The organism is Roseburia lenta (genome assembly GCF_014287435.1).
In the GTDB taxonomy this organism is placed as follows: domain Bacteria; phylum Bacillota; class Clostridia; order Lachnospirales; family Lachnospiraceae; genus Pararoseburia; species Pararoseburia lenta.
Genome location: NZ_JACOPG010000001.1, coordinates 231,262 through 255,796, shown reverse-complemented (window position 1 = coordinate 255,796; position 24,535 = coordinate 231,262). Strand labels below are relative to the sequence as shown.

At 46.3% G+C, this 24,535-nt stretch carries 21 protein-coding genes and 1 tRNA gene; all 22 read left to right on the top strand.

The window, feature by feature from the left end; all coding sequences use genetic code 11:
- The first annotated feature begins 1 nt into the window (after position 1).
- The 22 genes from rseP to rpsO all read left to right on the top strand — a co-directional run bounded on the left by rseP (position 2) and on the right by rpsO (position 24,448).
- Positions 2–1,036, top strand: coding sequence for an RIP metalloprotease RseP (gene rseP / locus H8R94_RS01270; protein ID WP_118281110.1), 1,035 nt, complete (start codon positions 2–4; stop codon positions 1,034–1,036).
- 12 nt (positions 1,037–1,048) lie between these two features.
- Positions 1,049–2,104 (top strand): flavodoxin-dependent (E)-4-hydroxy-3-methylbut-2-enyl-diphosphate synthase, encoded by a 1,056-nt coding sequence (gene ispG, locus H8R94_RS01265; RefSeq protein WP_178009595.1) that lies wholly within the window; start codon positions 1,049–1,051, stop codon positions 2,102–2,104.
- A gap of 23 nt (positions 2,105–2,127) precedes the next feature.
- Positions 2,128–6,591: a PolC-type DNA polymerase III gene (locus tag H8R94_RS01260; RefSeq protein ID WP_186853641.1), complete on the top strand. Its 4,464-nt coding sequence runs from the start codon at positions 2,128–2,130 to the stop codon at positions 6,589–6,591.
- Positions 6,592–6,660: 69 nt separating this feature from the next.
- On the top strand, positions 6,661–7,815 hold the full coding sequence (gene pheA, locus H8R94_RS01255) for a prephenate dehydratase (RefSeq protein ID WP_186853640.1): 1,155 nt from the start codon (positions 6,661–6,663) through the stop codon (positions 7,813–7,815).
- 69 nt (positions 7,816–7,884) lie between these two features.
- On the top strand, positions 7,885–9,414 hold the full coding sequence (locus tag H8R94_RS01250) for a Ppx/GppA phosphatase family protein (RefSeq protein ID WP_186853639.1): 1,530 nt from the start codon (positions 7,885–7,887) through the stop codon (positions 9,412–9,414).
- Positions 9,415–9,428: 14 nt separating this feature from the next.
- Positions 9,429–11,597 (top strand): RNA degradosome polyphosphate kinase, encoded by a 2,169-nt coding sequence (locus H8R94_RS01245; protein ID WP_118534745.1) that lies wholly within the window; start codon positions 9,429–9,431, stop codon positions 11,595–11,597.
- A gap of 603 nt (positions 11,598–12,200) precedes the next feature.
- Positions 12,201–12,695, top strand: a complete 495-nt coding sequence (gene infC / locus H8R94_RS01240) for a translation initiation factor IF-3 (RefSeq protein ID WP_118281116.1) — start codon at positions 12,201–12,203, stop codon at positions 12,693–12,695.
- A gap of 18 nt (positions 12,696–12,713) precedes the next feature.
- Positions 12,714–12,911, top strand: a complete 198-nt coding sequence (gene rpmI / locus H8R94_RS01235; protein WP_118281117.1) for a 50S ribosomal protein L35 — start codon at positions 12,714–12,716, stop codon at positions 12,909–12,911.
- A 25-nt stretch (positions 12,912–12,936) separates the two neighbouring features.
- Positions 12,937–13,293, top strand: coding sequence for a 50S ribosomal protein L20 (gene rplT / locus H8R94_RS01230; RefSeq protein WP_118281118.1), 357 nt, complete (start codon positions 12,937–12,939; stop codon positions 13,291–13,293).
- Between the two features lie 137 nt (positions 13,294–13,430).
- Positions 13,431–14,447 carry a UDP-glucose 4-epimerase GalE gene (galE, locus tag H8R94_RS01225; RefSeq protein WP_118534747.1) on the top strand — a complete coding sequence of 339 codons (1,017 nt, stop codon included), beginning with the start codon at positions 13,431–13,433 and terminating at the stop codon, positions 14,445–14,447.
- A gap of 110 nt (positions 14,448–14,557) precedes the next feature.
- Positions 14,558–14,629: transfer RNA gene (locus H8R94_RS01220), tRNA-Glu, on the top strand.
- An 86-nt stretch (positions 14,630–14,715) separates the two neighbouring features.
- Positions 14,716–15,183: a ribosome maturation factor RimP gene (locus tag H8R94_RS01215; RefSeq protein WP_118281120.1), complete on the top strand. Its 468-nt coding sequence runs from the start codon at positions 14,716–14,718 to the stop codon at positions 15,181–15,183.
- A gap of 37 nt (positions 15,184–15,220) precedes the next feature.
- On the top strand, positions 15,221–16,405 hold the full coding sequence (gene nusA / locus H8R94_RS01210; RefSeq protein WP_186853638.1) for a transcription termination factor NusA: 1,185 nt from the start codon (positions 15,221–15,223) through the stop codon (positions 16,403–16,405).
- Between the two features lies 1 nt (position 16,406).
- Entirely contained in the window at positions 16,407–16,667 is a 261-nt protein-coding gene (rnpM, locus tag H8R94_RS01205; RefSeq protein WP_118281368.1) for an RNase P modulator RnpM, read from the top strand.
- Entirely contained in the window at positions 16,668–16,973 is a 306-nt protein-coding gene (locus H8R94_RS01200; protein WP_118281122.1) for a L7Ae/L30e/S12e/Gadd45 family ribosomal protein, read from the top strand.
- A 24-nt stretch (positions 16,974–16,997) separates the two neighbouring features.
- Positions 16,998–19,730: a translation initiation factor IF-2 gene (infB, locus tag H8R94_RS01195; RefSeq protein WP_186853637.1), complete on the top strand. Its 2,733-nt coding sequence runs from the start codon at positions 16,998–17,000 to the stop codon at positions 19,728–19,730.
- Positions 19,731–19,733: 3 nt separating this feature from the next.
- A complete protein-coding gene (gene rbfA, locus H8R94_RS01190) occupies positions 19,734–20,090 on the top strand; it encodes a 30S ribosome-binding factor RbfA (RefSeq protein ID WP_118281124.1) in 357 nt (118 codons plus the stop codon).
- Between the two features lie 10 nt (positions 20,091–20,100).
- Positions 20,101–21,057 carry a DHH family phosphoesterase gene (locus tag H8R94_RS01185; protein WP_178010874.1) on the top strand — a complete coding sequence of 319 codons (957 nt, stop codon included), beginning with the start codon at positions 20,101–20,103 and terminating at the stop codon, positions 21,055–21,057.
- Between the two features lie 7 nt (positions 21,058–21,064).
- On the top strand, positions 21,065–21,964 hold the full coding sequence (truB, locus tag H8R94_RS01180; RefSeq protein WP_186853636.1) for a tRNA pseudouridine(55) synthase TruB: 900 nt from the start codon (positions 21,065–21,067) through the stop codon (positions 21,962–21,964).
- Positions 21,961–22,878 carry a bifunctional riboflavin kinase/FAD synthetase gene (locus H8R94_RS01175; RefSeq protein WP_178010870.1) on the top strand — a complete coding sequence of 306 codons (918 nt, stop codon included), beginning with the start codon at positions 21,961–21,963 and terminating at the stop codon, positions 22,876–22,878. The genes truB and H8R94_RS01175 overlap by 4 nt, the downstream gene beginning before the upstream one ends.
- Before the next feature lie 132 nt (positions 22,879–23,010).
- Positions 23,011–24,051 carry a C40 family peptidase gene (locus H8R94_RS01170; protein ID WP_330592953.1) on the top strand — a complete coding sequence of 347 codons (1,041 nt, stop codon included), beginning with the start codon at positions 23,011–23,013 and terminating at the stop codon, positions 24,049–24,051.
- Between the two features lie 130 nt (positions 24,052–24,181).
- Positions 24,182–24,448: a 30S ribosomal protein S15 gene (gene rpsO, locus H8R94_RS01165; protein ID WP_118281128.1), complete on the top strand. Its 267-nt coding sequence runs from the start codon at positions 24,182–24,184 to the stop codon at positions 24,446–24,448.
- The last annotated feature ends 87 nt before the right edge of the window (positions 24,449–24,535 follow it).

Genomic DNA, 24,535 nt, shown 5'->3' with positions numbered 1-24,535 from the left:
ATTGAGTATTATTCTTGCAATTATCATTTTTAGTTTTATCATAATATTTCATGAATTGGGGCATTTTCTGGTTGCCAAGAAATGCGATGTCAAGGTCAATGAATTCTGTCTGGGACTTGGACCGACACTCCTTCATTTTACCAAGGGAGAGACAACATACTCCTTAAAACTTCTGCCTTTTGGCGGAGCCTGTATGATGGAGGGTGAGGACGAGGACAGTCAGGATGACCGTGCTTTTAACCATAAGCCCCTTTGGCAGAGGGCGGCGATCGTAGCGGCAGGACCTTTCTTTAACTTTATTCTGGCATATGTTCTGTCTGTTATTTTGATCGGGGCTATCGGCTATGATGTGCCGAAACTTGCCGGTGTCATGGAAGGCTCATCCGCAGAAGAAGAGGGACTTGCGGCTGGAGATACCATTCTTGCGCTGGACGGTTACCGTGTTCATTTCTATCAGGAGATCAGTGTTTATTCCTTTTTTCATCCGGGAAAGACCATGGATGTGACTTATGAAAGAGACGGTAAGGAATATAGTGTTCAGGTAACTCCGCAGTATAACGAGGAAGCGGGCAGATACCTCTTGGGCTTACAGGGGGACTACACCAGGATCAAGGGCAACATACCGACGACACTTGCCTATGGATTTTACGAGATGAAATACCAGATCTATGCGACTTTTGAAAGTCTGAAAATGCTGGTGACAGGGCAGTTATCTGTAAATGATATGTCCGGTCCGGTTGGGATCGTCAAGACGATCGGCGATACCTATGACGAGTCCGTATCTTCCGGTGCTTTTTATGTTGCCATGAATATGATCAATATTGCCATCCTCTTATCCGCCAATCTGGGCGTGATGAACCTTCTCCCGATCCCGGCACTGGATGGCGGACGGCTTCTCTTCTTTTTGATCGAGGCTATCCGGGGCAGGCAGATGAATGAGGAGATCGAGGGAAGGATCCATCTAGTCGGCTTTATGCTGCTTATGGTATTGATGGTCGTCGTCATGTTTAACGATATTCAGAAATTGTTCGTCTAGGAGGTTTTTGCTATGGAGCGAAAGATAACAAAAGAGATCCATATTGGAGATCGTGTGATCGGTGGAGGCAATCCGATCCTGATCCAGTCTATGACCAATACAAAAACAGAAGATGTCGATGCAACAGTCGCACAGATCCGGCAGTTGACACAGGCGGGCTGTGATATTATCCGTTGTGCTGTTCCGACTATGGAAGCGGCATGTGCTTTGGAAGAAATAAAAAAGCAGGTGGAGATCCCGGTCGTTGCAGACATTCATTTTGACTATCGTCTTGCGATCGCAGCCATGGAGCATGGTGCGGACAAGATCCGTATCAATCCAGGCAACATAGGGTCACTGGATCGTATCAAGGCAGTCGTGGATGTGGCAAAAGAGCGCAACATCCCGATTCGTGTTGGGGTAAACAGTGGTTCCCTGGAAAAAGAACTGGTAGAAAAATACCACGGCGTTACGGCGGAAGGCATTGTGGAGAGCGCACTGGATAAGGTGCATATCATCGAGGATCTGGGCTATGATAATCTGGTCATCAGCATCAAATCATCTGATGTTCTCATGTGTGTCAAGGCACATGAACTGATCTCCAGCCAGACGGATTATCCGCTCCATGTCGGTATCACGGAATCGGGGACACTGACCAGTGGCAACATCAAGTCATCGATCGGTCTGGGACTGATCTTACACCAGGGCATTGGCGATACCATCCGCGTTTCTCTGACCGGAGATCCGATCGAGGAGATCAAGTCTGCCAAGTTGATCCTGCGCACTCTGGGGCTGCGCAAGGGCGGCATTGAGGTCGTATCCTGTCCGACTTGTGGACGTACACAGATCGATCTGATCGGACTGGCGAACCGCGTAGAAAATCTTGTGGCAGGTTATCCTTTGGATATCAAGGTTGCCGTCATGGGCTGTGTGGTCAACGGACCGGGCGAGGCAAAAGAGGCAGACCTTGGTGTTGCGGGTGGCATTGGCGAAGGTCTTTTGATCAAACATGGTCAGGTAGTCAAGAAAATGCCGGAAGAAGAATTACTCCCGGCATTAAAATACGAATTAGATCATTGGGGCGAGTAGCCCCTTAGTTGGAGTGAAGCAGATTGGATAAAAGTTTTCAGGAAGTTTTTCCATCCTTACAATTAGATAATGACTTAATGCAGATCATGCAGGGAGCAATGATTCAGAAGGTAAGTACGAACCGGGACAGAAGTGCCATTCGTATTTACCTTCATTGTGATTCCCTTGTTCCCAAGCGCCGTATCTGGAAGATGGAAGATGCGATCAAGAAACAGTGCTTTGCAAAAGAAAATGTAACGATACATATCATAGAGTCTTTTTCATTATCTGCATTATATACGCCGGAAAAATTATACGATATTTATAAGGACAGTATTTTAGAGGAGATCAATGCCTATAGTGCCCTTTTATTTGGCGTATTCAAAAAAGCGGATTTTACCTTTTCAGAGGATCATCTTCTGGTCACTCTGGAAGATACGGTCATCGCACATGGCTATGAGCAGGAACTGCACGATATCTTAGATAAGATCTTTTGTCAGCGCTGCGGGCAGAAACTCATCATTGATTTTTCCTATAAAGAACCGGTTGCAAGCAAGTATCGTGAAAATTCACAGATACTGATCGACAACCAGATCGCGGAGATTACAAGACAAAACCGCATGCGCCAGCAGCAGAAGGAACTGCTGAATGCAGAGGAGGGCGAGCAGGATACCGGCAGCGAGAAGCCAGCCAAGCCTGCCGGCAAAGATGTCGGAAACGAAAAGAAGTCCTTTGGCAAAGGCGGTGGCAGACGCGGTGGCTTTGCAGCGAAAAAATCCAACAATCCGGATGTTATTTATGGACGTGAATTTGATGATGAACCGATTCCAATTCAGGAGATTTCCGGTGAGATCGGCGAGGTAACCATCCGCGGACAGATCATCAGTTTTGAAAGTCGAGAGATCCGCAATGAGCGTACGATTTTAATGTTTGCCATCACGGACTTTACGGATACGATCGTCAGCAAGATCTTTGTGTCAAATGATCAGGTGGACGAAGTCTGTCAGGGAATCAAGAACGGTGCTTTTATCAAGTTAAAAGGCGCACCGATGATCGATAAATTTGACCATGACCTTACCATGAGTTCGGTCTTTGGCATTATGCGTATCCCGGACTTTACGACTTCCCGTCATGATCATGCCCCGGATAAGCGTGTAGAGTTACACTGCCATACCAAGATGAGTGATATGGATGGGGTATCGGATGTCAAGGATATCATCAAGCGGGCAGCCGGTTGGGGACATCAGGCGATCGCAATTACCGACCATGGAGCCGTACAGGCTTTCCCGGATGCAGACCATACCGTGCATGATCTGGATACGGACTTCAAGGTGATCTATGGCTGTGAGATCTATCTGGTGGATGATACCAAGGGTATTGTGACGGATTCCAAGAACCAGAGTCTGGATGATACCTATGTGGTCTTTGACTTGGAGACGACAGGATTTCATGCAAAAAATAATAACATCATAGAGATCGGAGCGGTCAAGGTCGTTGGCGGGCAGATCACGGAACGTTTTTCCGAGTTTGTCAATCCGAAAGAACCAATTCCTTTCCGTATTACCGAACTGACCAGCATCCGTGATGAGGATGTCATTGATGCGGAGGATATTACAAAGATCCTGCCACGTTTTATGGATTTTTGCAAGGGTGCTATCATGGTTGCCCATAATGCAGACTTTGATATGAGTTTTATCAAGGCAAATTGCGAACGACTGGGACTGCCCTGTGACTTTACCTATGTGGATACGGTGGCTCTGGCGCGTTATCTGCTTCCGTCACTCAGCAAGTTCAAACTGGACAATGTGGCAAAGGCAGTGGGTGTATCTTTGGAACACCATCATAGGGCAGTAGATGATGCGGGCTGTACCGCAGAGATCTACGTCAAGTTCTTGGAAATGTTAAAAGACCGTGGCTTTGAGACACTGGATGATGTCAACAAGGACGGTATGGCATCTGATGAGACCATCCGCAAGATGCCGTCTTACCACTGTATCGTCTTAGCAAAAAATGACATTGGACGTATCAATCTCTATCGTTTGATCTCCATGTCACACTTACAGTATTATTACAGAAGACCAAAGATCCCAAAGAGCCAGTTGCAGAAATATCGGGAGGGTCTGATCATCGGCTCGGCATGTGAGGCGGGAGAATTATACCGCGCCATCCTAAACAGCCGACCGGAAGAAGAGATCACGCGTATCGTGAATTTTTACGATTATCTGGAGATCCAGCCGCTCGGAAACAATGCCTTTATGCTCCGTAAGGATGACGGACTGATCAAGAGCGAAGAAGACCTGCGCAATATCAACCGCAGGATTGTCTCCTTAGGAGAAATCTTTAAAAAGCCGGTTGTTGCGACCTGTGATGTGCATTTTCTGGATCCGCAGGATGAAGTATATCGCCGTATCATTATGGCGGGCAAGGGCTTTTCGGATGCCGACGATCAGGCACCTTTGTATCTGCGTACTACCGAGGAGATGTTGGAGGAGTTTTCCTATCTTGGTTCTGCCAAGGCGGAGGAAGTCGTTATCACCAACACCAACCGGATCGCCGATATGTGTGAGCCGATCTCGCCGGTGCGACCGGACAAATGTCCACCGGTCATTGAAAACTCAGACGGCATGCTGAGAAAGATCTGCTATGATAGGGCGCATGCGCTCTATGGCGATGATCTGCCGCCTGTCGTAGAAGAGAGACTGGAAAGAGAACTCAAATCCATCATCGGCAATGGTTATGCCGTGATGTATATCATCGCACAGAAACTGGTGTGGAAGTCCAATGAGGACGGCTATCTGGTAGGTTCCCGTGGATCGGTAGGATCTTCCTTTGTCGCCACCATGGCAGGTATTACCGAGGTAAATCCGCTCAGTCCGCATTATCTATGTGAATATTGTCATTTTGTTGATTTTGATTCCGAAGAGGTCAAGGCTTATTCCGGGCGTGCAGGTTGTGATATGCCGGACCGCAAGTGTCCGGTCTGTGGCAAGGATCTGAAAAAAGAGGGATTTGATATTCCGTTTGAAACTTTCCTGGGATTCAAGGGAAATAAGGAGCCGGATATCGATCTGAACTTCTCCGGGGATTATCAGTCAAAGGCGCATAAATACACCGAGGTTATCTTTGGGGAAGGCCAGACCTTTAAGGCGGGTACGATCGGTACGCTTGCTGATAAGACCGCTTTTGGCTACATCAAGAATTATTATGAAGAACGTGGCATACACAAGAGAAATTGTGAGATCGACCGTATCGTACAGGGTTGTGTGGGCGTGCGAAGAACGACCGGACAGCATCCGGGCGGTATCATCGTACTTCCGGTAGGAGAGGACATTTTTTCCTTTACACCGGTCCAGCACCCGGCAAACGATATGACATCCGACATCATTACGACCCACTTTGATTATCACTCCATCGATGCCAACCTTTTGAAGCTGGATATTCTGGGACACGATGATCCGACTATGATCCGTATGTTGGAAGATCTGACCGGACTGCATGCGCAGGAGATTCCGCTGGATGATAAGACGGTCATGTCACTCTTTAAAAATACCTCAGCCCTTGGGGTCACACCGGAGGAGTTGAACGGCTGTCCGATGGGAACGCTGGGTATCCCTGAGTTTGGTACCGATTTTGCCATGGGGATGCTCCGGGATGCAAAGCCGCAGGAGTTTACGGATCTGATCCGTATTTCCGGCTTGTCCCATGGTACGGACGTATGGCTGGGTAATGCCCAGACTTTGATCGAAAATGGTACGGCTACGATTTCTACCTGTATCTGTACGCGTGATGATATCATGACCTATTTGATCCATATGGGACTGGATAGTGCGGAAGCCTTTGATATCATGGAAAAGACCAGAAAGGGTATCATTGCCAAGGGCAAATGCAAGCAGTGGCCGGAGTGGAAACAGGATATGCTGGATCATGGCGTGCCGGAATGGTACACCTGGTCCTGTGAAAAGATCAAATATATGTTCCCGAAGGCACATGCGGCGGCATACGTTATGATGGCATGGCGTATCGCCTATTGTAAGGTCTTTTATCCCCTGGCTTACTACGCGGCATTCTTTAGTATCCGCGCGACATCCTTCAGTTATGAACTCATGTGTCAGGGTAAGGATAAACTGGAATTTTATATTGCAGAATACAAGAAAAAAGACAAGTTGTCGGCAAAAGAAGAAGGAACTCTCCGTGATATGCGTATCGTACAGGAAATGTATGCGCGAGGTTTTGAATTTTTACCACTGGATCTGTATAAGTCAGATGCCAGATATTTCCAGATCGTCGACGGTAAATTATTACCGCCTTTCAACTCGATCGACGGCATGGGAGACAAGGCGGCAGAGTCGCTTGCCATTGCAGCCAGTGGCGGCAAGTTCTTATCCAAGGATGACCTGCGGGAGCGTGGCAAGGTAAGTAAATCGATCATTGAACTTTTATCCGATCTGGATATTATTTCGGATCTGCCGGAATCCAACCAGTTATCCTTCTTCGACTTTACGGCGTAGGATGAAGCAGTTTGGGAAATTCCACGGATTTTCCTATTTATAAAAAGAGATGATTATGAGAGGAATTACATGAAAGATTTAAGTGAGATCCGATGTGATATTGACGCGATTGACCGTCAGATCGTATCGTTGTATGAACAGAGAATGGGACTTGCTGCGGAAGTGGCAGAATACAAGATCGCCAACCATAAAAATGTCTATGACAAGGCACGCGAGGATGACAAATTAAAGACCTTGGCGGGGCTGGTGCCGGATGAATTTTTAAAGCAGGGCGTGGTCGAACTTTTTGAACAGATCATGTCGACCAGCCGCAAAAAGCAATACCAGATGTTAGCGGAAGCAGGACAGATCGAGCCGTTGGGATTTCGGGCGATCGATGCTCTGGATGCCAAGGATAAGCGGATCGTTTATCAGGGAGTCGAAGGGGCTTATGCCCAGATGGCAATGCAACAGTTCTTTGGCAAGGAATGTCCGGGTGAGGCAGTAGCGACCTGGCGGGATGCTATGGAGGCGATCCAGAGCGGATGCGTGGATTATGCGGTCCTGCCGATCGAAAACTCATCCGCCGGTATTGTGGCGGAAAATTATGATCTTTTGATGGAATATGACGTGACGATCGTGGGCGAGCAGATCATTAAGATCGACCATGCACTCTTAGGTGTCAAGGGGGCAAAGATCGAGGATATTACCGTGGTATATTCCCATCCACAAGCCCTGATGCAGTGTGCGGACTATCTGGATGACCATGCAAAAATGGAGCGCAAGGCATTGAAGAATACAGCCCTTGCAGCCCAGAAGGTCAAAGAGGACGGTCTGAAAAACCAGGCTGCCATTGCAGGCATACATAATGCCGGTATTTATGATCTGGATGTTTTAGACCAAGCCATTCAGGATAATAAAGAAAATGAGACACGCTTTATCATTGTGGCAAAGGATAAGACCTATCTGCAATCTGCGGATAAGGTCAGCCTGTGCTTTGCACTCCCGGATGATGAGGCTGGTGCCTTGTATCGCATCATGTCACATTTTATCTTTAATGGGATCAACCTGACCCGTATCGAATCCCGTCCGAGCAAGGGCGGCTCCTGGGGCTACCAATTCTTTATCGATTTTGAGGGGAATCTGAGACAGGAAGCGGTCGTCAATGCTCTGCGAGGCTTAAAGGAGGAGACATCTTCTTTCCGCATTTTGGGGAATTACCAGTCTTTTGCAAAGGAAAATTAGATTTTTCAAAAATTTTATGGGGATTTTACATGGATATGTTAAGGTGGAGATTATGTAAAGGGGGATATTATGAAGTTATATGCATCGATCTATATTGGATCTTATGAGATTATTCTAAAAGTATTTCAGATCACACAAAAGAAACGCTTGAAGGAACTGGATTGCCTGCGTACGCCGATCGATACGGCACAGGATATCTATGCCAGCGGTCAGTTGAAAAAGGAGACTGTAGATAGGATCTGCAATGTGCTGGAAGATATGAAACGCACCCTTGCCCTGTATCGGCTGACGGAGGACTATCAGATCTATGCCGGCTCTACCTTTACGGCGGCAGGCAACCGCCTCTTTGCCATGGAACAGATCAAACTGCGCACCGGTATGAAGGTGCTGGCGCTCAGCAATTCCGAGCATAGGTTTATGAGTTATCGCGCGGTGGCATCCCAGGATAATTTTGATGCCATGGTATCGGAGAGTGCAGCAATCGTGGATATCGGCGGTGCCAGTTTACAGATCACCCTCTTTTATCATGGAAAGGTCAGAACGACACAGCATATCGGTTTGGGAACGGTCATCATGAGCGAGAATATGAAACGTTTATCCTATATGACCAACCATAAAGAGCAGATCGCTCAGATGATGTATAAGGAACTGGATGCCTTTGTCACCATGCATATGCAGGATGTCAAGTTAAAATATTTGATCATCTTAGGCGACCATGTATCGACTTTGATGGAACGCGCCGTAGATGATGCGACCAGGGAACCGATCAGGATGGAGCATTACATGGAACTTCTGGAGAATATGCGGGATAAGACCTTGCAGAGCATCATCCGGGAATTTGATGTCTTAAACGATCATGAGGAACTGATCGAACCCTTTTTGATGCTGCATCATGCCATTGCAGAAAAACTGCCGGCAAAATATGTCTATGTGCCGGGCGTATCTGTCAATGACGGTATGGCATATCACTATTTTGCACCAAAACATTATCTGCAGGTAGAACATGACTTTGACCAGGATATCATCTCTGCGGCATGGTCGATCGCCAAGCGCTACGGCAGTTACCAGCCGCACTTAAAGGCACTGGATAAGATCTCGACCCAGATCTTTGATGCGACAAAGAAGTTTCACGGGCTGGATAAAAGGCAAAGATTATTGATGCGTCTGGTCGCGATCTTGCATGACTGTGGAAAATACATCAGTATCTCGGATGCGTCCGATTGTTCCTATATCATTATCATGTCATCGGAGATCCTGGGTCTATCCCACAAGGAACGTGAGATGGTTGCTACGGTCGTATCTTTGAACCGTAAAAGTCTGGAATCTTATGACAGCATGGCGGATCGTTTTAGCGTGGATGAGTATATGACGATCGTCAAACTGCTTGCTATCTTAAAAGTGGCTAATGCGCTCGACCGCAGCCACAGGCAGAAGTTCAAGAACATCAAGATGGCGGTGCGGGGCAATCGTTTGCACATCACCATTGAGGCGACGGATTCCATCGCATTGGAAAAAGGCATGTTTGAAGAAAAGGCAGACTTCTTTGAAAGTGTATTTTCCATCCGTCCGATCTTGCGGGAATTGCGCGTGTTTGAATAGAGGGGGATCAAAAAATGAGCAAGGCAGAAGAATTCAAAAATCCAAAATATTATGATAACCGAGAATTGAGTTGGATCAAATTTGAGCACCGTGTACTAAACGAGGCAAAGGATAAGGAGATACCGATTCTGGATCGCCTGAAATTTGTCAGCATCACATCTTCCAATCTGGATGAGTTCTTTATGGTACGTGTTGCTTCCTTAAAGGACATGGAGCATGCAGGCTATACCAAAAAAGATATTGCCGGCATGGATCCAACGGAACAGTTGTGTGCAATAGGAAAGGAAGTCCATGCGCTTGTTGAAAAGCAGTACAACACCTACAATCGTTCCCTAATGCCGATTCTGCGCAAGGAGGGCATTCGGATCATAGGCGCTTATGAGGAACTCAACGAAAAGCAGGCAACCTATGTAGATAAATACTTTATGGAGCATGTCTATCCGGTGCTGACCCCTATGGCGGTAGATGCTTCCCGACCTTTTCCTCTGGTGCGCAACAAGTCCTTAAATATTGCGGCACTCATCAAGTCCAAGCATCCAAATTCAAAATTACAGCAGGGAAGTAAGCAGGAACTGGAATTTGCTACCGTGCAGGTGCCGTCTGTTCTGCCACGACTGGTGCCGATCCCGGGCGAGGACGACCGTTATACTTTTACACTCTTGGAACAGATCATAGAAAAGAATATGGCACAACTCTTTTTGAACTATGACCTTGTGTGTGCCTATCCTTATCGTATCATGCGAAATGCCGATCTGTCCTTTGATGAGGATGAGGCGAGCGATCTTTTAAAAGAGATCCAGAAGCAGCTTGTCAAAAGGCAGTGGGGTGAGGTGATCCGTCTGGAGATCGAACATAAGGCGGATAAACGCCTTTTGCAGGTCTTAAAAGAACAACTGGCTGTTAGCGGTAAGGATGTCTATGAGATCGCAGGACCTTTGGATCTTACCTTCTTGATGAAGATGTATGGGCTGTCCGGCTGTGATGATCTGCGGGAGAAACTTTTTGTACCGCAGAAAAATCCAAGAATCCTTCCTGGAGAGAGCATTTTTGATGAGATCAAAAAAGGAGATATTTTCCTGACCCATCCCTATGAGACCTTTGATCCGGTCGTTGATTTTATCAAGCAGGCAGCAGTTGACCCGGATGTACTTGCCATCAAACAGACCCTGTATCGTGTCAGTGGCAATTCACCGATCATCGCAGCGCTTGCCAAGGCGGCGGAAAACGGAAAGCAGGTCACGGTCTTGGTAGAATTAAAGGCACGTTTTGACGAGGAAAACAATATTGTCTGGGCACAAAAGTTAGAGAAGGCGGGCTGTCATGTTATCTATGGACTGGTGGGCTTAAAGACCCATTGTAAGATCGCACTGGTCGTCCGCAGGGAAGAGGATGCCATCACACGTTATGTGCATCTTGGTACCGGCAATTACAATGACTCGACCGCCAAACTTTACACAGATTGCGGTATCTTTACCTGCAATGAAAATTATGGAGAAGACGCAACGGCTGTCTTTAACATGTTATCCGGTTATTCGGAGCCGGCAAGATGGAATAAACTGGTCGTGGCACCGATCTGGCTGCGTGACCGCTTTATCGCCCTGATCGATCGGGAGATCGCTCATGCCAAGGAAGGAAAAGAGGCATATATCGTTGCCAAGATGAATTCCTTGTGCGACCGGCAGATCATTGAAAAATTATACGAGGCATCCTCTGTCGGTGTAGAGATCTACCTGGTGATCCGCGGAATCTGCTGCCTTCGTACCGGGATACCGGGCGTAAGCGAACATATCCATGTGACCTCGATCGTGGGGACTTTTTTGGAACATAGCCGTATCTTTTATTTCTATAATAATGGACAGGAAGATATATATATGGGAAGTGCGGACTGGATGCCTAGAAATCTGGATCGGCGTGTGGAGATCGTATTCCCGGTGGAAGATGATGTGATCAAGGATCGGATCAAGCATATCTTAGATGTTCTCCTGCGCGATAATTTAAAGGCATATGCCATGCTTTCGGATGGCACTTATGCAAAGATGAGCCGACGCGGCAAACAGGCGATCGGCGCCCAGATGACATTCTGTCGTGAGGCAATGGAAGGAGCGAAGGAGGAGACCACAGTTTGGAAAGGCAGACGCTTTATACCGATCTGGGCCTTTGATGAAGAAGAACATGAAGCCTAAGATTTTATTGTTAGATTTAAATTGTACAAAATTGTCCGAAAAACACAATATATAGTGCTTTTGCCTTGCACAAGGTACAAAAGCATGGTATGGTATATACAAGTATTGAAGAGGATACTTAGGAACCACTTAAAATATGCACCGAGGAGGGGATCAAAGCAATCGGTTTAGATGAGTATTTTAAGGTATCGGCGGTAGTCGAGTATTCCGGTTCCGAAGATTCCGGACAAGGACGACTGATATGGCATACTAGAAGAAGGGAGTCTTCTGGTGAATTCGGAAACATATTCAGAGTCGCCTGTGATGAATTAAAACAAGAGACAGGCAAGGTCTAAGGACAAGGGGGAAGACGGCAGGATTTCTGTCGTTTTCCTTTTGTGCGAATTTAGCAGAAAAATCCGAAAAAAGTATTGACGCCCCATAGAATCTGTGATAAAGTACCAATGTTGTGAAAACAAAGTAGAGTATCCACTCTCACCTGAGCACAGAGGTGACTCAGCGTTTATATTCCGACTTTTTGAAGTGTTGTGAGTTTGATTGTGGATAGTCTGTCTATCCACTTTTTTTATTTTAATCTGGAGGTATAAGACCATTAGCGATTTAATGATTAACGAGCAGATCAGAGACAGAGAAATTCGTCTGATTGGTTCAAACGGAGAACAGCTTGGCATTATGTCAGCAAGAGAAGCAATGAAATTGGCAGAGGAAGCAGAACTTGATCTTGTCAAGATTGCCCCGAATGCTAAGCCACCGGTATGCAAGATCATTGATTACGGTAAGTATCGTTACGAACTTGCACGCAAGGAAAAAGAAGCGAAGAAGAAGCAGAAGACAGTTGAAGTCAAAGAGATCCGCCTGTCACCGAATATTGATACCAACGATCTGAACACAAAGGTCAATGCAGCCAAGAAGTTCCTTTCCAAGGGCAATAAGGTAAAGATCACACTTCGTTTCCGTGGTCGTGAGATGGCGCATATCGCACAGAGTAAACATATCTTAGATGACTTTGCAAAGGAAGTCGAAGATATGGCAGTAGTGGAGAAAGCACCAAAGCAAGAAGGCAGAAGCATCAGCATGGTGTTGGCAGAAAAGAGATAATTTAAGGAGGAAAATAACATGCCAAAAATTAAGACAAAAAGAGCAGCTGCAAAGCGTTTTTCTACAACAGGAACAGGAAAGTTAAAGAGAAATAAAGCTTACAAGAGCCATATCTTAACCAAGAAGACAACTAAGAGAAAGAGAAATCTTAGAAAAGCAGCAATGACAGATGCTACAAATGTTAAGAATATGAAGAAGGTTTTACCTTACTGCTAATAAATAGGTTAAGGAGGATATCAAAATGGCAAGAATTAAAGGCGGAATGAACGCTAAGAAGAAGCATAATAGAGTATTAAAGATGGCAAAGGGCTACAGAGGTGCTAGATCTAAGCAGTATCGTGTAGCAAAGCAGTCAGTAATGAGAGCACTTACAAGTTCTTATGCTGGTAGAAAGCAGAGAAAGAGACAGATGCGTCAGCTCTGGATCGCTCGTATCAACGCAGCAGCAAGAATCCATGGTCTTTCATACAGCAAGTTCATGTATGGACTGAAACTTGCAGGTGTTGAAATGAACCGCAAGATGTTAGCAGAGATGGCTGTAAATGACGCCGCAGCATTTGCTGAATTAGTTGAATTGGCAAAGACAAAGGTTGCCTAAAGATAATGCAGGACTCCGAACGTATTCGGAGTCCTTTTTTGTCAATTTTTTAACCAAATAAAGGTTTTTTTATAAAGGCACTTATGCTATAATGCCCTTTGGTGAGTGAAGAATATTTTAATTAGGAGGAATGACAGATGGCAATTTTAGTTACCGGTGGTGCAGGCTACATTGGAAGTCATACTTGTGTAGAACTTTTGCAGGCAGGATATGACGTGGTTGTTTTGGATAACTTATCCAATGCCAGTGAAAAGTCATTGGATCGTGTTAAGGCGATCACAGGCAAAGAGGTTACTTTCTACAAGGGAGACATCTTGGATCGTGACATCTTAAATGAGATCATGGACAAGGAGCAGATCGACTCATGTATTCATTTTGCCGGCTTAAAGGCGGTAGGTGAATCTGTTGAGAAGCCTTGGGAATATTATAACAACAATATCGCAGGAACATTAACACTGGTGGATGTGATGAGACAGCATGGCGTAAAGAACATCATCTTTTCATCATCTGCAACAGTTTACGGCAATCCTGCACAGATCCCGATCACAGAGGAGTGCCCAAAGGGACAGTGTACCAACCCATACGGATGGACAAAGTCTATGTTGGAGCAGATCCTTACCGATATGCAAAAGGCAGATCCGGAGTGGAATGTGATCTTACTTCGTTATTTTAATCCGATCGGTGCGCATCCAAGCGGAACCATGGGTGAAAATCCAAACGGTATCCCGAACAACCTCATGCCATATATCACACAGGTGGCAGTTGGTAAGTTGAAAGAACTTGGCGTTTTTGGTAACGACTATGATACACCGGATGGTACCGGTGTCAGAGACTACATCCATGTAGTCGATCTTGCGATCGGTCATGTCAAGGCATTAAAGAAGATCGAGGAGAATGCCGGACTTTGTATCTACAATCTGGGTACGGGTGTCGGCTATAGCGTTCTGGATATTGTAAAGAACTTTGAGGAGGCGACCGGCGTCAAGATCCCTTATGTGATCAAGCCGAGAAGAGCCGGCGATATCGCAACCTGTTATTCCGATGCGACCAAGGCAAAGGAAGAACTTGGATGGACTGCAAAGTATGGTATCAAGGAAATGTGTGCAGACTCCTGGAGATGGCAGAAGAACAATCCAAACGGCTATGAAGACTAAGAATTTTCTTGAATTTCAATTTTTTCAAAAAAATTGAAAAAAGTACTTGACGAGGAAGAGTATTTGATATATCATTGTCTTGTTGTCGCGATGCGGTAACAAGACATCATGGTTCGTTGGTCAAGCGGTTAAGACGCCGCCCTCTCACGGCGGAATCAGGGGTTCGATTCCCCTACGAACTGTTGAGCGCAAGTAGATATGTTGCTAGAATTGAGAGTGGACATTTTGTCCACTCTCAATTTTTTAAAAAAAGAAAGGTGGTGGACACATGTCACAAAGGGAGCAGTACGAAAAGAAGACAGAAGAATTGATCCTTCCGATTCTGGACGAAAAAGGCTTTGAATTGGTGGACGTGGAATATGTCAAGGAAGGTCAGGATTATTTCCTTCGGGCATATATTGACAAACCGGGAGGTATTACCATTGATGACTGCGTTGCGGTCAGCAGAGAGATGAATGTCCTGCTGGATGAACTGGATTATGTAGAGGGGGCCTATACCTTTGAGGTGAGTTCACCGGGATTGGGACGACCGCTCAAGAAAGCGCGGGATTTTGAACGCAGTCTGGGACAGGAAGTAGAGATCCGCACTTATAAAGCAATCGACGGTTCCAAAGAATTCTACGGTATCCTGCATGCCTATGATGATGATAGTGTCACTGTCTTATCCGAAGACGATGAAGAAGTTACATTTAATAAGTCAGACATTGCATTGATCCGTCTGGCATTTGATTTTTAGCGTACTATAACAAGAATTTTAGGAGGATGAACAAGAAATGAAGAACAATGAATTGTTAGAAGCGTTAAATGTGTTGGAGGCTGAAAAGAATATCAGCAAAGATGTCCTTTTGGAAGCGATCGAGAATTCGCTTCAGGTTGCCTGCAAAAATCATTTTGGAAAGAATGATAACATTACCGTGAACATCAATCCGGAAACATGTGAATATCATGTTTTAGCAGCCAAGACGGTTGTAGAAGATGTGGAAGATCCGGTAGAGCAGATCAGTTTGGAGGACGCACAGGCGATGGACGGATCTTACACTATCGGCGATGTGGTCAATGTTGAGATCAAGTCAACCAACTTTGGACGTATCGCAGCACAGAGTGCAAAGAACACGATCTTACAGAAGATCCGTGAAGAAGAAAGAAAGATGGTATTTGACGAGTATTATCAGTTGGAAAGAACGGTTGTGACCGGTATCGTACAGCGTTACATCGGCAAGAACATCAGTGTAAATCTTGGTAAGACCGATGCTTTCTTGGCAGAGAATGAGCAGGTCAGAGGTGAGCACTTTGAGCCGACAGAGCGTATCAAGGTATTGATCTTAGAAGTAAAGGATACGACAAGAGGACCGAAGGTCTTAGTTTCCAGAACCCACCCGGAACTGGTAAAGCGTCTGTTTGAAGAGGAAGTCGCAGAAGTACGTGACGGCGTTGTAGAGATCAAGGCGATCGCGCGTGAAGCAGGCAGCAGAACAAAGATGGCTGTATGGGCAGAGGATGAAAATGTGGATCCGGTTGGCGCATGTGTCGGTATGAACGGCAGCCGTGTCAATGCGATCGTAGATGAACTCCGCGGAGAAAAGATCGACATCATCGAATGGAATGAAAATCCGGCTATGCTCATTGAGCATGCCTTAAGTCCGGCAAAGGTCATTTCTGTTATCGCAGATGCAGATGAAAAGACAGCAAAAGTTGTTGTTCCGGATTATCAGTTGTCACTTGCCATTGGTAAGGAGGGACAGAATGCAAGACTTGCAGCCCGTCTGACAGGATTTAAGATCGACATCAAGAGCGAGACGCAGGCAAGAGAAGCAGGCGATTTCCTGGATTATGAAAACGAGTATGATGATGAGTATTATGACGACGATGAATACTATGATGATGAGTATGACGAGTCTGAAGATGATTATGTAGAAGATGACTACGATGATGATGCAGCATCAGAAAGTGAAGAATAAAATGAATGGCAAAAAAATTCCACAGCGCAAGTGTGTGGGATGTAATGAAATGAAAGACAAATCCCTTTTAGTCCGCGTGGTAAAGACACCGGAGGATACCTTTCTTGTGGATGCCAGCGGCAGAGCCAATGGCAGAGGGGCTTACATTTGTAAAGACATCGAATGTTTTCACAAGGCGATGAAGAATAAGGGATTGGAACGTTCATTGAAGTGTAAGATACCAGAAGATATTGTAAAACGATTGGAAGAGGAGATGATCTAAATGCAGGATAAGGCTTTGGCGATGCTTGGTATGGCAACAAAAGCGGGAAAAGTAGTCAGCGGAGAATTTTCCGTGGAAAAGGCTGTCAAAGAAGGCAAGGCATGGCTGGTGCTGGTTGCAGAAGATGCATCTGACAATACCAAAAAGAGTTTTACGAACATGTGTGAATTTTATGAGTGCGACCTTGTTTTTTATGGCAAAAAAGAGAATCTGGGGCATGCAATCGGCAAAGAGTTCCGGGCATCCGTTGCGATCACAGATGAAAATCTGGCACAGGCTGTAAAAAAGAAAATCACACTGGTATAACAACTGAATAATGGAGGATATAGTATGGCAAAAGTTAGAGTATATGAATTAGCAAAACAGTTAGGTGTAGAAACAAAAGAAGTTGTTGCAACACTTGCTGCAAACGGAATAGAAGTAAAGAGCCAAAACAGCATTGAGGATGCTGCGATCGCGATCGTAGAAAAGAAGTTTAAAAAGGCAGAACCGGTCAAAAAAGAAGTAAAAGAAGCACCGGAGAAGAAGACAGAAGCAAAGAAAGAGGCAGTGGTAAAAGAAGAACCTGCAAAAGAAGGGGCAAAGACCGGGGAAAAGAAGGCAGAGCATAAGGAAGAAAATGCACGTCCGAAGAAGAAATCAAGCATTTCCGCTGTCTTTAATGCCCAGTACAGCAAGCAGCAGAGACCTCGCCGTGATGGTGACCGTCCGAGAAGAAGACCGGATGGTGACAGACAAAATGGCAATCGTGGTGACCGTTCCGGTTCCGGACGTCCGGCACAGGGAAGAATCACAATCCGTCCGGAGAGTGAGCGTACCGTCAGACCTTCCCACCGCGTACAGGAGGAGAAGGAACGTCAGGAGAGATTGGAGCGCAAGGAGCGTCAGGACAGACAGGAACGCCAGGACAGACGTGAGAATGGCAACCGTGGTGACAGACCAAACGGTAATCGTCCGATCCGTCCACGCCAAATGTCAGAAAATGACCGTCCGAGCAGCCGCGTAAACGCAGGCGACAACCGCAGACCGCGCAATAACGACGGCAATCGTGGCAACAGACCAAACGGCAACCGTCCAAACGGTGGTGGATTTGCCGGTGACAACCGCAGAAACAATGCTGCTCCGGCTGCGCCAGCTGCAGATATGAATGCAAAGGGAAGCCGCGACAACAACCGCAACAATAAAAAGAAACATGAGCACGATCAGTTTGGCTCTAAGAAGCAGGAACGCTATGTAAACTTGGAGAAGAACGGTGGCAAGAAGAAGAATAAGGCGCCACAGCCAAAGCCGGCAGAAAAGGATCCGAACGAGATCATTACACTGACCCTGCCTGAGCATATTACGATCAAGGAATTGGCTGACAAGATGAAAGTGCAGGCATCTGTGATCGTTAAGAAACTCTTTATGAAGGGCATCATGGTTACCGTAAACCAGGATATCGACTACGAGCAGGCAGAAGAGATCGCACTTGAGTTCAACTGCATCTGTGAGCCGGAAGTCAAGGTAGATGTGATCGAGGAACTTCTTCGCGAGGATGAAGAGTCAGAAGAAGATATGGTTGCCCGTCCACCGGTTGTCTGCGTTATGGGACACGTTGACCATGGTAAGACATCCCTTTTGGATGCTATCCGTGACACTAAGGTGACAGACCGCGAGGCAGGCGGTATCACACAGCACATTGGTGCTTACATGGTATCAGTCAATGGACAGAAGATCACCTTCTTAGATACACCGGGACATGAGGCATTTACCGCTATGCGTATGCGTGGTGCCAATTCTACCGATATTGCAATTCTAGTTGTTGCAGCCGATGATGGCGTTATGCCACAGACGGTTGAGGCGATCAACCATGCAAAGGCAGCAGGCATTGAGATCATCGTTGCGATCAACAAGATCGATAAGCCAAACGCAAATGTAGAACGTGTAAAGCAGGAATTATCCGAGTATGAACTGATCCCGGAAGATTGGGGCGGAAGTACCATCTTCGTACCGGTATCTGCACATACACACGAAGGTATCGATGAATTACTGGAAATGATCCTTTTGACCGCAGAAGTCTTGGAATTAAAGGCAAATCCAAAGCGTACGGCAAGAGGTCTTGTCATTGAGGCACAGTTGGATAAGGGCCGCGGTGCAGTTGCAACCGTTTTGGTACAGAAGGGTACCCTGCATGTGGGAGATCCGATCGCAGCCGGAAGTTCTTATGGTAAAGTCCGTGCCATGATCGATGAAAACGGACGCAGAGTCAAGGTAGCAACACCATCTACACCGGTAGAGATCTTAGGACTGAGTGATGTACCGAATGCAGGTGAGATCTTTGTTTCCATGGATTCTGAAAAAGAAGCAAGAAACTTTGCGGAGACATTTATTTCCGAGAGTAAGAATAAGTTAATTGAAGATACTAAGACCAGAATGTCATTAGACGATCTCTTCTCACAGATCCAGTCCGGTAATGTGAAGGAACTCAATATCATCGTCAAGGCAGACGTACAGGGTTCTGTCGAGGCAGTGAAGCAGTCTCTGGTAAAACTTTCCAACGACGAAGTTGTGGTTAAGATCATTCATGGCGGTGTTGGTGCCATCAATGAAAGTGATGTTATCTTAGCATCTGCATCCAATGCCATCATCATCGGTTTTAACGTCAGACCGGATGCCATGGCTAAGGCTACCGCGGACAGAGAAGGCGTAGACGTCAGACTTTACAAGGTCATCTACAATGCCATCGAGGATGTGGAAGCAGCCATGAAGGGTATGCTGGATCCTGTTTATGAGGAAAAGGTTATCGGTCATGCACAGGTACGTCAGATCTTCAAGGCATCTGATGTCGGAAATATCGCCGGATCTTATGTCTTGGACGGTTACTTCCAGCGTGGATGTAAAGTCCGCGTATCCCGTGAGGGCGAGCAGATCTTTGAAGGTGATCTGGCATCACTCAAGCGTTTCAAGGATGACGTGAAGGAAGTTAAGGCAGGATTTGAATGTGGTCTTGTATTAGACGGATTTAATGACATCGCTGAAGATGATGTGATCGAAGCATATATTATGGTAGAAGTACCGAGGTAGGATATGAAAAAAAGAAGTATTAAAAATACAAGGATCAACGAGGAGGTTCACCGCGAATTGAGCAACATCATCCGCGGTGAGATCAAGGATCCGCGTGTCAGTTCCCTTTGCAGTGTTGTGGCTGTAGAGGTGGCACCGGATTTAAAGACGGCAAAAGCCTATATCAGTGTCTTGGGCGATGAAAAAGCTCAGGCTGATACGATGGAGGGCTTGCGCAGTTCTGCGGGCTATATCCGCAAACTCTTGGCATCCAATATCAATTTGCGCAATACACCGGAGATTCAGTTTATTTTGGATCAGTCGATTGAATATGGCGTCAGAATGTCAAAGATGATCGATGATCTGAATCAGGGCAACTAAGGAGGATCTTATGCAATTAGATCAGGAACTGCAAAATGTATCAAGTGTGGCGATCGCCGGACATATCCGCCCGGATGGAGATTGCGTGGGCTCCTGCCTGGCAACCTACAATTACATCACCACCTATTACCCACAAGTTAAGGTCTGTGTGTTCTTAGAGCCGATCCCAAGGATCTTTCAGTTTTTACAGGGCGCAGACAAGATCTTGGAGGCAAAGGATAGCGAGGAGTCGTTTGACCTTTGCATTGTCTTAGATTGTGGGGATGCGACAAGACTTGGGGATGCGGTCAAATTTTTTGAGACAGCAAAAAGGACGATCTGCATTGACCACCATGTCAGTAATCAGGCATTTGCGGATAAGAATAAGATCGTGGCAGATGCATCTTCTGCCAGTGAACTTGTCTACGATAGCATGGATCCGGCTAAGATCACAAAGGAGATCGCTGAGTGCATATACACAGGCATGATCCATGATACCGGTGTCTTTCAGTATTCCTGTACTTCCAGTCATACCATGGAAGTTGCGGGGTGTCTGATGGACCTGGGGATAGATTATCCGACCATCGTAGATAAGACTTTTTATGAAAAGACCTTTGCCCAGAACAAGATCTTAGGGCAGGCACTCTTAAAGAGCCGGCTCTATGAAGATGCAGAGTGTATCGCTTCTGTGATCACACAGGAGGAAATGGCAGAATTTTCAGTCCTGCCAAAGCATTTGGACGGCATTGTCAGCCAACTCCGTATGACAAAGGAAGCCGAGGTGGCGATCTTTCTTTACGGTCTGGAACCGGGGGCTTATAAGGTCAGCACACGCTGCAAGGGAGACCGGGTCGACCTGTCACAGATCGCTATGAAATACCATGGCGGCGGACATAAAAAGGCCGCAGGCTTTACAGTCGAAGGGGATGATCCATGGGCATTGATCGATGGTATCGTGACGGATGTCAAGGAACAGTTAGCACAATAGGTAGCATATGAAAAGTGGAATTATAAACGTTTACAAGGAAGCCGGGTATACTTCGTTCGATGTGGTCGCGAAGATGCGCGGCATCCTTGGTATAAAAAAGATAGGGCATACCGGTACGCTGGATCCGGATGCCACAGGGGTGCTTCCGGTCTGTATCGGAAAGGCGACCAAGGTCTGTGATCTTTTGACAGACAAGGACAAGACCTATGAGGCGGTCATGCGGCTGGGGGTCGTTACCGATACGCAGGATATGACAGGGCAGGTCTTAGAGGAGCATGCTGTTACTGTGACAGAGGATGCGGTCCGGCGGGCAGTCGGGCAGTTTGTGGGGCAGATCGAGCAAGTTCCGCCTATGTACTCGGCTCTTAAAGTAGGAGGACAGAAACTCTGTAATCTGGCGAGAAAAGGGATCGAGGTGGAGAGAAAGCCCCGACCGGTCACCATTTATGAGATCCGAATAAAAAATATTGCACTGCCTCTGGTTACCATGGAAGTGCATTGTTCCAAGGGAACTTATATCCGTACCCTTTGTCAGGATATCGGACAGGCTTTGGGATGCGGAGGCTGTATGGAGAGTCTGGTGCGTACGCAGGTGGCTTCTTTTGCCGTGGCAGACAGTCTGACCTTAGCCCAGATCGAGGAAGCCAAAAAGGAAGACCGGCTGGATCAGATCCTGCTGCCGATCGATCAGGTCTTTTCTGCTTATCCCAAGGTATATGCATCAGAGGAAGCAGATAAGAGACTGGTAAACGGCAACGCGATCGAGCAGATGCAGGCAAGGGCAGACGAGGCGATCGATGAGGGAGATCTGGTACGCATATATCTGTCAGATGGCAGATTTGTTGGGATATATCACTTAAATGAGCATCAGTTCAAACTAAAAAAGATGTTTTTGGAGACGACATGAAGATAATTACTTCGCTGGTAAATGAGACGATTTCAGAAAATACAGCCGTCACGGTAGGTAAGTTTGACGGTATACATAAGGGGCATGAACTTTTAACGGAAAAACTGCGTGGGCAAAAAGAAAAGGGGTTGGCATCCTGTGTCCTGACTTTTGATGTATCACCGCGGATCCGTCTGAAAAAGGATATGACCAAACTCTTGATTACAAATGCAGAGCGGGCACATATTCTGGAAGAAGAAAAAATCGATTATCTGGCGCAGTGTTCTTTTGAAAAGGAGATCATGCAGTTGGAACCGGAAGAATTTATCCGCCTATTGGTTGAGAATTTTCACATGAAATACTTAGTCTGCGGCACCGACTTTTCCTTTGGCAGGATGGGACGGGGCAATGCCAAGATGCTGGAGGAACTTTCCAAGACCTATGGTTTTACCTTGGAGGTCGTGGAAAAACTGCAAAAGGATCACAGGGATATCAGTTCTACCTATGTCCGTGAAGAGATCGCTGCTGGTAATATAGAAAAGGGCAACGAACTTCTGGGCTATGAATACTTTGTCTGGGGCGAGATCGTGCATGGCTATCATCTGGGAAGCAAGATGGGGATGCCGACGATCAATCTGATCCCGCCGGAGGACAAGTTACTGCCGAAAAACGGCGTTTATGTGACCAAGATCGAGATCGAGCATCATATATATCACGGTGTGACCAATGTTGGTGTCAAGCCGACGGTGACCGGGGAAAATCAAATGGGGATCGAGACACATATTTTGGATTTTGATCAGGATGTCTATGAAAAGGACGCGCGTGTGGTATTTCTTTCCCATATCCGTGATGAAAAGAAGTTCGACTCCGTAGAGGAACTCTTTGCACAGATGGAGAGGGATAAGAAAACGGCACTTTCTTACTTTAATCATTAGTTTGTTACATAATTGTTACAAATTTGTTGACAGATGAAATATGTCTTGCTATAATGCAAAAAGACAGCAGTGTTTGCTGCTGTTTTTTTAGTGGAAATTTTGGGAAATTCAGATTGGATTTGGGAGGACATTGTGAAGAATCGATTGATTAGTGCAATTTCGGTGGCATGTGCAGGATGCCTTATATTTTCTTTTTGCTATAGCAGCAAACAGATGCAGTCGCAGGGATTGACTGCAGGTATCGTGGCATCTGCTGCAGTCAATGTAGAGGAAGCGGCAGCCATGCCGCAGGTATCGGATGCGGATGTGGAGACCACCGGTACGGCACAGTTAGATACCTTTGGCTATGCTAATTTAGGACTAGCCAATGTAGAGGGCAATATCAATATCAGAGAAGCAGCCTCAACCGATGCTTCTATGGTAGGCAAGTTACCGGAAAACGCCGGATGTGAGATCTTAGGCACAGAGGGAGACTGGACACATATTTCTTCCGGTGAGGTAGAAGGCTATGTCTTATCCGAATATCTTCTGACCGGTGATGCAGCGATCACCAAGGCAAACGAGGTGGCACGTTATACTGCCACAGTCAATACTGACTCTTTGCGTGTACGCTTAGAGCCAAATACCACATCTGAGATCTTAGCGACCATGCCGGAGGGCGAGGAGTTAGAGATCGTATCGGAGACCGATGGATGGGTGCAGGTCAATATTGATGGCGAATATGGCTATGTCAGCGGTGACTATGTGACATGTGCAACGACTCTTGCAGATGCCATGACTATGTCAGAGGCAAGATACGGACAGGGTGTATCGGATGTCCGTGTGGATCTTGTCAACTATGCGACCCAGTTTGTAGGCAATCCTTATGTCTGGGGCGGCACCAGCCTGACCAATGGTGCGGATTGTTCCGGTTTTGTCCTTTCCATTTTTGCAAAATACGGTTACAGTCTGCCACATTCTTCCCGTGCACAGGCAAATTACGGTACCAGAGTCAGCACTTCCGAATTGATGCCGGGAGATCTGATATTTTACGGCAGTGGCAAGAGTATCAGCCATGTGGCTATTTATATCGGCGGCGGACAGATCGTGCATGCCAGCACCGAACGTACCGGTATCATTATTTCCAGTGCCTTCAACAGATCACCGATCTGCTGCACAAGATTGTTAGATTGATACAATAAATATCTTTACAGGATATACAACCTGTGTTATACTCTTTTGGTATGATTTTACCCGTATTCGGTATTTGGAAACTCCGACCTTATGCTGAGTACAGGCGTATGAAATTTTAGGAGGTAGAAACATGATTTCAAAGGAAAAGAAAACAGCAATTATGGAAGAATACGCTAGAACACCTGGTGATACAGGTTCACCGGAAGTTCAGGTAGCAGTTCTTACAGCAAGAATCCAGGAGTTGACCGAGCATTTAAAGGAAAACCCAAAGGATCACCATTCTAGACGTGGTATGTTAAAGATGATCGGTAAGAGACGTAATCTCTTAGCATATCTTAAGGACGTTGATATCGAGAGATATCGTTCTTTGATCGAGCGTTTAGGTTTAAGAAAATAATTTGCTTGCATGGGCGGGGTAGTTTTCTATTCCGCCCAATTTTTCGTATGGGATTGCCCATAAGTTACCGGTTATCAGACAGGAGGA

Excerpts from the sequence above, each read along its gene's own strand:
- galE (WP_118534747.1), top strand. The coding sequence starts at position 13,431 with ATGGCAATTTTAGTTACCGGTGGTGCAGGCTACATTGGAAGTCATACT.
- rpsO (WP_118281128.1), top strand. The coding sequence starts at position 24,182 with ATGATTTCAAAGGAAAAGAAAACAGCAATTATGGAAGAATACGCTAGA.
- H8R94_RS01175 (WP_178010870.1), top strand. The coding sequence starts at position 21,961 with ATGAAGATAATTACTTCGCTGGTAAATGAGACGATTTCAGAAAATACA.
- H8R94_RS01185 (WP_178010874.1), top strand. The coding sequence starts at position 20,101 with ATGCAATTAGATCAGGAACTGCAAAATGTATCAAGTGTGGCGATCGCC.
- infB (WP_186853637.1), top strand. The coding sequence starts at position 16,998 with ATGGCAAAAGTTAGAGTATATGAATTAGCAAAACAGTTAGGTGTAGAA.
- rplT (WP_118281118.1), top strand. The coding sequence starts at position 12,937 with ATGGCAAGAATTAAAGGCGGAATGAACGCTAAGAAGAAGCATAATAGA.
- H8R94_RS01200 (WP_118281122.1), top strand. The coding sequence starts at position 16,668 with ATGCAGGATAAGGCTTTGGCGATGCTTGGTATGGCAACAAAAGCGGGA.
- rpmI (WP_118281117.1), top strand. The coding sequence starts at position 12,714 with ATGCCAAAAATTAAGACAAAAAGAGCAGCTGCAAAGCGTTTTTCTACA.
- H8R94_RS01250 (WP_186853639.1), top strand. The coding sequence starts at position 7,885 with ATGAAGTTATATGCATCGATCTATATTGGATCTTATGAGATTATTCTA.
- H8R94_RS01245 (WP_118534745.1), top strand. The coding sequence starts at position 9,429 with ATGAGCAAGGCAGAAGAATTCAAAAATCCAAAATATTATGATAACCGA.
- truB (WP_186853636.1), top strand. The coding sequence starts at position 21,065 with ATGAAAAGTGGAATTATAAACGTTTACAAGGAAGCCGGGTATACTTCG.
- nusA (WP_186853638.1), top strand. The coding sequence starts at position 15,221 with ATGAAGAACAATGAATTGTTAGAAGCGTTAAATGTGTTGGAGGCTGAA.
- rnpM (WP_118281368.1), top strand. The coding sequence starts at position 16,407 with ATGAATGGCAAAAAAATTCCACAGCGCAAGTGTGTGGGATGTAATGAA.
- pheA (WP_186853640.1), top strand. The coding sequence starts at position 6,661 with ATGAAAGATTTAAGTGAGATCCGATGTGATATTGACGCGATTGACCGT.
- infC (WP_118281116.1), top strand. The coding sequence starts at position 12,201 with ATGATTAACGAGCAGATCAGAGACAGAGAAATTCGTCTGATTGGTTCA.
- H8R94_RS01215 (WP_118281120.1), top strand. The coding sequence starts at position 14,716 with ATGTCACAAAGGGAGCAGTACGAAAAGAAGACAGAAGAATTGATCCTT.
- rbfA (WP_118281124.1), top strand. The coding sequence starts at position 19,734 with ATGAAAAAAAGAAGTATTAAAAATACAAGGATCAACGAGGAGGTTCAC.
- ispG (WP_178009595.1), top strand. The coding sequence starts at position 1,049 with ATGGAGCGAAAGATAACAAAAGAGATCCATATTGGAGATCGTGTGATC.